Origin of the sequence: Mesotoga sp. UBA5847, assembly GCF_002432735.1 — a bacterium.
Lineage (GTDB): Bacteria > Thermotogota > Thermotogae > Petrotogales > Kosmotogaceae > Mesotoga.
The window spans coordinates 1-7,528 of the sequence record NZ_DJGL01000063.1; the positions used below are offsets into that span (position 1 = coordinate 1).

Below are 7,528 nucleotides of genomic sequence, written 5' to 3' on the forward strand. Positions count from 1 at the left end.
GTTCACCGAAAAGGCCGCTGTACGCTGTTTAGAGCCGTCTTCGTTGAAATCGAATACTAGATCTTGGAATACAGCGGAGAGACATCTGGGATAAAACCCTCGAGAGCATTTAGAATAGTGATTGCTCAATCTTTGCCAGACTCCAGAACCGAGAGCCGCTTTTTAGCTTTTGTTCTTATAACTTGCAACTTGAATCTTGGAACTTGGAACTGATGACCAAGAACGTGGACGCGAAGCGTCGGAACGAGGAACTGCTCTTGTTCCTAAAAATGGAGTCCCTCTTTTTCAGACGATCTCTAAAGTGTTTTGACGAACCAATCTACGGTGGCCCCGATCAACTGATCAAAGGCTGTCATGTCCCCCGTGAAAATGTTGAACGTATGGTCCGCGCCTTCTATAAGAAGAACTTCTGACTCATTGTTTCTTGATGCATCGACAATTCTCTGAGCATTTACAGGATCAACTACTGTATCTAGAGCACCATTGATTGCTAGTACTGGCGCTGTGGAGTTAGAGAAGACCTGTAACACGTCAGTGCCATAAGCTTCATCGAACCACTGAAGACCTAGCTTAAGGGAGCTTCTCCATTCAAATGTAAGCTCATAGAATCCGTTTTCCTTTGCAATTTCGTAAGCTTCTAGATCTGCAACACCCGACAGGTCGGGTGCGCCTGCCCAGCAAAGCACCGATTTATAAGCCGGATTCTGTCCTGCAGCGAGCAAAGCGATTGTTCCACCCTGGCTCCAGCCCATTACTCCTGCTCTATGGCCGTCTATTCTCGGAAGACTTGCTGCGTAAGCGAAGGCGATATTCGTATCGTCCACAGCCGATGTGAAGTTGTAGTCGATGTAGTCTGCAGTACTCTCGCCATTACCAATGAAGTCGAAGCGGACACTGGCAATACCTGCCTCTGCGAGAGCAGGAGCTGCCAGGAGGTAGCCTCCGCCGGCTTCGCTCTTGTCAGAGCCGGTTCCATGAAGCATGACGACTATTGGAAATGGTCCATCGCCTTTAGGGATGCAGATAACAGCAGGAATATCATGATCGATATTGGGAATCATGACCGATATTTCCGTATACGCCGCAGGAATCTTCAATACCGTTCCCACCTGCAGTGCAAACTCATCAGTGATTCCGTTGAGTTCAGCGATTTCCTTCCAGTCGACATCATAGGTCTTTGCAATCTCCCATAGAGTGTCTCCCTTTACAACAGTGTACTCGGTTCCGGCCGCTAGAAGCATGGTGCCAAGAAGCAAGACCAGAACTACGGCCAGAGAAGCTCTCCTCGTAACTTTCAATACAATCACCCCTCACATAAGGATTTGGTTTCAATTTCAGTATACACCCCCAGAGAAGAGGCGATGAGACAAATATCTGTCATTTAGGTTATTTGATCGGCTGCCATTCTCCAGTCCAGTCAACATAGTTCTCATGCTTCACAGAGACTAACGTATTTCTTTCGCCACGACCGCAATTCTTTCTCATGCAAATGGTGCTCCCGCCAAGAGTTGATCACGCAGAATCCGTGGCGTGTCCGGCACTCTCTAGACTTTGCGCAATCAGTATGTGCTGCACACTTGAACGGCGTAGTCGAATTCTTCTCCATGCTTCATCCACAAGAGAAGGAAAAAATTTCCTCTCAAGTGAACGGTCCCCGCGATTGAAATTTCGCTCGATTCAGATACTTCAAGCAATCGGATTGTTTCTGATCCATCCAGTCTGATTGCCTTTAATTCGAAGGCATCTCCATAAACTAGCCACTTGCCGCCAGGGAGGACCGCGCAGGATGAAGCGGTGAGGACGAGATCTTCTGTAGATAGAGTCCCCTTCACTGCATAAAATACTGCAATGAAGCCATTTTCTTCGATGAAGAAAACTCTGTCCTCTTCCGGCAGCCAGTGAAGCTTGTTCGTCGAGTAAGTTACTCCGATGTTTTTCACTGCAGAAGTCTGCGTCTCTTGGACGAATATCTTCCCCTCTGCCCGCGGAAAAGGCCAAAGTCGCCGGTATCGCTGAATCCGAAGAACTCCAGCCCGTTTACCGAGCTGTAGGAAAACTCAGAGAACTTCCCTGCGCGATTGACCGAAACTGCTTGCCCGGTGTGTGAATAAATGGTAAGTATTTCATCGTCTCGCCATTTGTAGTTATATTGATCGGTCGAGACAATCTGAACTGCTTCGAAAGGAAGAGCAAAGACATCGTACTCGCCTGCATCCAGATCGTATACTTTGAATCTTGTCGAAGGGTCGCTACCCGCCCTCATCTCAATTATTAGCCTATTTCTGTCGAAGGACAATTGAGACCTTTGAGAGTGATAGCATTCGATGCCACATCCAGCCAGATCAACTCTCCTCTTATCAAGTCAGCCGGTCTTTCCACAACTTCAAATACCTCAGCAGGGTTTTCATAGTGAACTGAGTTGCTTTCTTTCTTTATAACAAGGTTATCGATTCTGTTTCTCAGCTCGAGATCTTTTTGATTTGGCCATCTCGTGTACATGAAACCATAGCTTCTGAAGACCTCTGCTGCCTCCTCGACGGCCTCGTCAAGGGAGTGCATTAATTCTTTCTTTCCTTTGGCAGTTATGAAATTGCCTTCACTTTCGATTCTTGCCAGAGATGCTTCAATACTATCGAAACGTTGATTGAGATACTCCTCAGCTGCTTCAGAAGCTACCGTTCTCTTTTCTGCCCTTTCCAGAAAATCTATGAATTCTTTGCAGAGACCCAACGAGGGACGTTTCCGGGGACTCCATTATTTACTGTTCGTTAGCATTCGCATTCTTGATTATCATCGATGCTTCGCAATGACAGCGGCCTTCAGTGATCTGTCTCTAACTTTACAGGTTCAGTTCTTGTATTAAAATCTTGAAAGAATCCGAGCAACATTCATTATACAAGCCGGTGTCGCAGCAGCTATCGTGCTTTTCTCTACTTCCTCTGTATCAGGCCGATCATATGGCCTTCTGGATCTGTAAAGAATGCAAGGATATTATTCCCAGATTCGAACGGCCCCTGGAGAATTTCCTGTCCCTGATTCTTGACTCGTTCAATGATCTCATCCATATCCTCAACTTCGATATAGAGAGCCCTGTGAGTAGGAAGAGTGCCTTTTCCCGTGAATATGCCTCCGTTTATTCCTTTAGGGTCTCCGCTCCTGAATGAATGGAATTTAGTATCGCTAACTTCTGTTTCCCATTCGAAGACTTCCTCATAGAATTCCGAAAGTGACTCCCCATCTAGTGCGTTGATTTCCCAGTAAACTACTGGCATTTTCTTAGCCACTGAATTCGCCTCCTAGCGATAACGTATTACTGCTGAAGCTAATCTAGAGTTGCGGTACTTCCCCTTTGATTAGCCGTTGTGAACTCTGCTGAGTAGATCCTTTGAAGATGGTGCTTTCTGTTCTTCAACTTTCTTCTTTCGAAGAAGAAGGTTTCAACGGCAGCCCATATAAAAACCCAGCTCGCAATGACCAGAATTTCGTGAAGAGCGTACGCGTTAAATGATAATTCCGTAAGGATCGAAGCGCTGCCCATTGCCAGCATGCCGACCACGATAAGAATGACACTTAATCTTGCCAGTCTTTTCAGATCCAGATCAACGTAGTAGACTAGCGGAACAAGAGAATCTCTGATAGAGTTTCTGACCCTCGGAATAAACTCTTTCATCTCTGATTCAGGACCTTCAATTGAAACACTCAGACCTCTTCTCAATGGTAGGTACCTGGTCCGCTCTTCAAGTAATTCGATAAGCTTTTCAGCATCTTGCTTTGCGAACGATGTGTCGTCTGCTTTGACATGTACGGTGCCGTCATCGGCTCTCTCAGAGTAGCTTTTCACGCGCCTATCGAGCTCTCTTGTTTCGACTTTCACCCTTTCTAGACTGGTTTTGTTCAAGAACTTCATCTCCTTGAGCCGATATTCATGTTTTCCAAACAACCTGGCGGCCGTTAGCTGAATGATTGCGATGAAAGATTATAAGTCAACCGCCACACAAAAGCGAAGGGATCTACAGAACAACCGCTGCGAAAAGAGTTCGCGGATTATCACTCCACAGAAGGCCGGAATTTTGTGGAATGACGATCCAAATAATTACGTTCATAGTTTCTACAGGTTTATTTTCATGCGAAGAACGCTTCATTCGTCATAGAAAAAATGACTCAACATAATGGTCCTTCACATGATCAACTGTCTACACTTGATGAGCAGCTCTCACGCTTTCTCGAACAATCGGCCTCTTTCTTCCAGAGAGATACAGTTCAAACCTGTTCAGTAATGCCATGAGTATTTCCGCTCTGCATCGATTCTCTTTCCATCTGTCAGAACGTAATCTAAGAACAGAATCTCGGTGGCTCTGTCGAAAGACGGCATGACCCCGAACATGTGGTTCCAAGTGTTCACGAAAACAATCGGCCTGTCCTCCAAAAACGTTATGAATTGAATCATTAGGACTGCCGAGCCGTGCAGATCTTTCGTGTCAGTGAAGGAGTGGTCTCCGGAGAACACGCCGGGAAAATCGATTACGATTATCTGACCGTCGGAATTGTATCTTACGTAGAAGGTTTCTATATCTTCTACACGACCGTATCTGAAGAATCTGTAGGCATCGTACAGGAAATCGAGTAACGCGCACGGGTGATCTTCATCCGCAAAGACCACAGTCACTTCAAGTAATAGATTCTGCTCTGAGAAATCTGTGAAGACCTCTATGATACCGTTCCTTGAATCAAACTCCGGCATCGAGAAGACAGGCAGTTTGATCTCGAATCGTGCAAACGTTAGAATCGCGAGTACCAAAGAAAGCAATGTCAGTATTCTTCTCATGAACATCCCCCCATAAACACCTATTTGTTCTCGAGTAATATTGTATAATGCGGATGCATCCAAACAGCCATGAAGTATTTCATGCTTTGTCGGCAACATCAAACAAGCGGGCAAATCGGTGTATCCCTTCTCGGGAACTTCCGGCTTTTTTCGTTTGCTCTCTCAATCTATCAGATGATAAGGAACGGTTCTTTTCTGCGTCCAGCACATTTCTCTTTCTGTAGCAATTTTGAACATGGTCGAAAAGGTGCCACTTGCACTGGTCTGTTTTTCGCCCTTTGAGGAACGCTTCTTAGTTCTCAAAGCTCGCGCCATGAAAGAGAATCAGTCCCTATTTGGATTACATTCCAGCTCTCTGATATCATATACCGAGATCGCTCAGGGGTCGGTGAGAAAATGAAAATCATTGAAAATGAGAATGCAAAGATAGGAGTTTATGATGCGCAAGACGTTGCTATAAGTAATGCACAGGCATTGCTTGACTCAATATCGGACAGTGTCTATGAAGGCTGCACCGATTTCATATTCAGAAAGGAGCACTTTCCAGAGGAGTTCTACGATCTCAACACAGGTCTTGCGGGGGAGATTCTTCAGAAGATGACGAACTACAGGTTGAGGCTTGCAATTGTCGGAGACTTCACCAGTGTTAATAGCAACAGCCTGCGTGCATTCATTGCCGAGTCGAACAGGGGCACCCAGAACTTCTTCGTAGCTACCGAAGAAGAGGCCATCAAGAAACTCTCCCGAAGGGCTGACTAGGACGAACATTCTCAAAGTATCCTTTTTTGACTGGGGTCCATCTAGACAGACGCTTCTGGGTGTCTTTTGCCGGGCATCTTTGTCCATACATCCAGTTTTGGAGATAGGGATCTTCAAACAAATGTCGAATCAATAATGTAGTTACATAACAACTCTTCTGCCAACAAAGACAAGGGATCGTTAAATTGCCTTCTGCTTGGGCAACTGGTAGAATTCATTTGGAAGCAGATTCAAATTAATGTCTGCCAATGCTCCGAACTGAAGGTGACGTGTTGATTGATCATTCCACTAGATCGATAGAGATACCAAAATACATAATTGTTAAGCCTGGCGCTTCTGAAGGACTGTCCGCTTTTCTAGAAATGATGAGATTCAACAGTGTCTGTTTTGTCACTCAGAAGGAAGTGCTTGACATCTTACCTTATATAAGAGATTCAATAGAGAGCAAAGATCAATCTGTGTTCATGGTTGATGAGAGGCCGAACCTGAACAATCTCATAAGTAAAGTCGACCTTGTTCATAGTATTCGCCCTGATGCATTAGTTGGTATTGGCGGTGGATCAGTCCTCGATACGGTCAAGTTCTTCGGTCACATTCTGAACATCCCGTTGATTCTTCTTCCTACTTTAGCTTCGAACGATGGAATTTGTTCTCCTGTCGTTTCAATGAAGCTTAGCAATGGCAGAAGCGACAGCCTCAGGGCGAGAATGCCTTTCGCCCTCTTTGCAGATGTAAGCGTAATACACAGTGCACCGAAGAAATATCTCTATGCAGGTTTGGGTGATGCGATTTCGAATGTCCCTGCCATTCTTGATTGGGAGCTCTCAGCGCAGCGTACGGGAGAACAGATCGATTACTTCGCAAAGACGCTTTCTGTAATGAGCTACAAGAGTTTGCTCAACTTCAGGCACGCCAGCATTGATGACGAAGACTTTGTGGAGACACTAGTGAATTCGCTGATCACGAGCGGAATTTCCATGGAATATGCGGGGAACTCCCGTTCTGCAAGCGGTTCCGAGCACATGCTCTCCCACGCGGCAGATGTTGTTTTCAACAGTAACTTTCTCCATGGCCATCAGACTGGATTCTACACTTGTATTGTCCTCAAAGCGTATGATGCCGAGCTCTATGAAAAAGTATTGGAACTCCTTTGCGATCTAGGATTTTTCAACTATCTACCGGAGGATCTATTTGATAGTGGAAGGTTTTCTGAGATCTTGAAGATTGCCAGAACGATAAGGCAACGATACACGATCCTCAATACACTGGATGATAAAAAGCTTCTTGAAGTCTTTGAGGACTCTGTATCTGAAATTCGTTACGCCATTTCGCACACTGATTCCCGAACATAAGTCTGGCAAGATTAGATATTGTGGAACGCATAGGGAAATAGTGTGATGATTTTCACAGATATTGTCATTCTAGCAAAGCCTTATCATACCCTCATCGTCTTCTTGGAGTTCAAATGTTTCATTCCTTGGTTCCAGAATCAGTGACCATTGTCAAGTAATCACGATTTCACGCATCTCTACTCTCTTGATCTTAAATCACCGCTCTACGCTCATCATTACCCACATCATATTCTCTGGATCTCATCTCATCCGTTTCGCTGTCTCATGATCTCGTGGTCTTCAACCAAGAACCTGGACACGTAGTGTCGGAACGATGAACCACTCTTCTGCTCTTGATCTTAAATCCCCTTCAGCGGGGGGTGACCGATTGCAAATGGGGCGTGTGCTCTTTGAAGTGCGTCTCGTCTCGTTTTTCGCTTCTTTTGTTCTGTCATCGTGCATTGCAAAATACAGGATCTGCTATTTCTCGTAATGTTGGTGGTCTCGAATATCGTCTTTCTCGAAGCGAAGCTTCATCTCAAGTTCAAAGCGTTCTCTCTCGTTCCCTCGATCTTCCACTCGTTTCTTCAAAGGTAGGGTCAAGAGATGGCGC

9 protein-coding genes are annotated in these 7,528 nt (G+C 45.4%); 2 read left to right on the forward strand and 7 right to left on the reverse strand.

All coding sequences use genetic code 11. The features are described from left to right. Positions 1-296 precede the first annotated feature (296 nt). The 7 genes from B3K91_RS06400 to B3K91_RS06430 form a co-directional block, all read right to left on the reverse strand. Positions 297-1,298 (reverse strand): alpha/beta fold hydrolase, encoded by a 1,002-nt coding sequence (locus tag B3K91_RS06400; RefSeq protein ID WP_292594417.1) that lies wholly within the window; start codon positions 1,296-1,298, stop codon positions 297-299. Between the two features lie 261 nt (positions 1,299-1,559). Next, positions 1,560-1,940 carry a hypothetical protein gene (locus B3K91_RS06405; RefSeq protein WP_292588955.1) on the reverse strand — a complete coding sequence of 127 codons (381 nt, stop codon included), beginning with the start codon at positions 1,938-1,940 and terminating at the stop codon, positions 1,560-1,562. Beyond that, positions 1,937-2,296 (reverse strand): hypothetical protein, encoded by a 360-nt coding sequence (locus tag B3K91_RS06410; RefSeq protein ID WP_292592205.1) that lies wholly within the window; start codon positions 2,294-2,296, stop codon positions 1,937-1,939. The genes B3K91_RS06405 and B3K91_RS06410 overlap by 4 nt, the downstream gene beginning before the upstream one ends. Further along, on the reverse strand, positions 2,272-2,730 hold the full coding sequence (locus tag B3K91_RS06415; RefSeq protein WP_292592204.1) for a hypothetical protein: 459 nt from the start codon (positions 2,728-2,730) through the stop codon (positions 2,272-2,274). The genes B3K91_RS06410 and B3K91_RS06415 overlap by 25 nt, the downstream gene beginning before the upstream one ends. Before the next feature lie 200 nt (positions 2,731-2,930). Beyond that, the gene (locus B3K91_RS06420) at positions 2,931-3,284 is read right to left on the reverse strand and encodes a VOC family protein (RefSeq protein ID WP_213918276.1); all 354 of its coding nucleotides are present in this window, start codon (positions 3,282-3,284) and stop codon (positions 2,931-2,933) included. 38 nt (positions 3,285-3,322) lie between these two features. Beyond that, on the reverse strand, positions 3,323-3,898 hold the full coding sequence (locus tag B3K91_RS06425) for a hypothetical protein (protein WP_213918274.1): 576 nt from the start codon (positions 3,896-3,898) through the stop codon (positions 3,323-3,325). A gap of 372 nt (positions 3,899-4,270) precedes the next feature. Continuing rightward, positions 4,271-4,825: a hypothetical protein gene (locus B3K91_RS06430; protein ID WP_214079684.1), complete on the reverse strand. Its 555-nt coding sequence runs from the start codon at positions 4,823-4,825 to the stop codon at positions 4,271-4,273. A 396-nt stretch (positions 4,826-5,221) separates the two neighbouring features. On the opposite strand from B3K91_RS06430, the gene B3K91_RS06435 reads away from it, so the two are divergent. Together B3K91_RS06435 and B3K91_RS06440 are read left to right on the forward strand one after the other, a co-directional pair. Continuing rightward, entirely contained in the window at positions 5,222-5,584 is a 363-nt protein-coding gene (locus B3K91_RS06435) for a DUF4180 domain-containing protein (RefSeq protein ID WP_214060747.1), read from the forward strand. 272 nt (positions 5,585-5,856) lie between these two features. Then, complete coding sequence (locus tag B3K91_RS06440) at positions 5,857-6,936, forward strand: iron-containing alcohol dehydrogenase family protein (RefSeq protein ID WP_214060748.1); 1,080 nt, start codon at positions 5,857-5,859, stop codon at positions 6,934-6,936. The last annotated feature ends 592 nt before the right edge of the window (positions 6,937-7,528 follow it).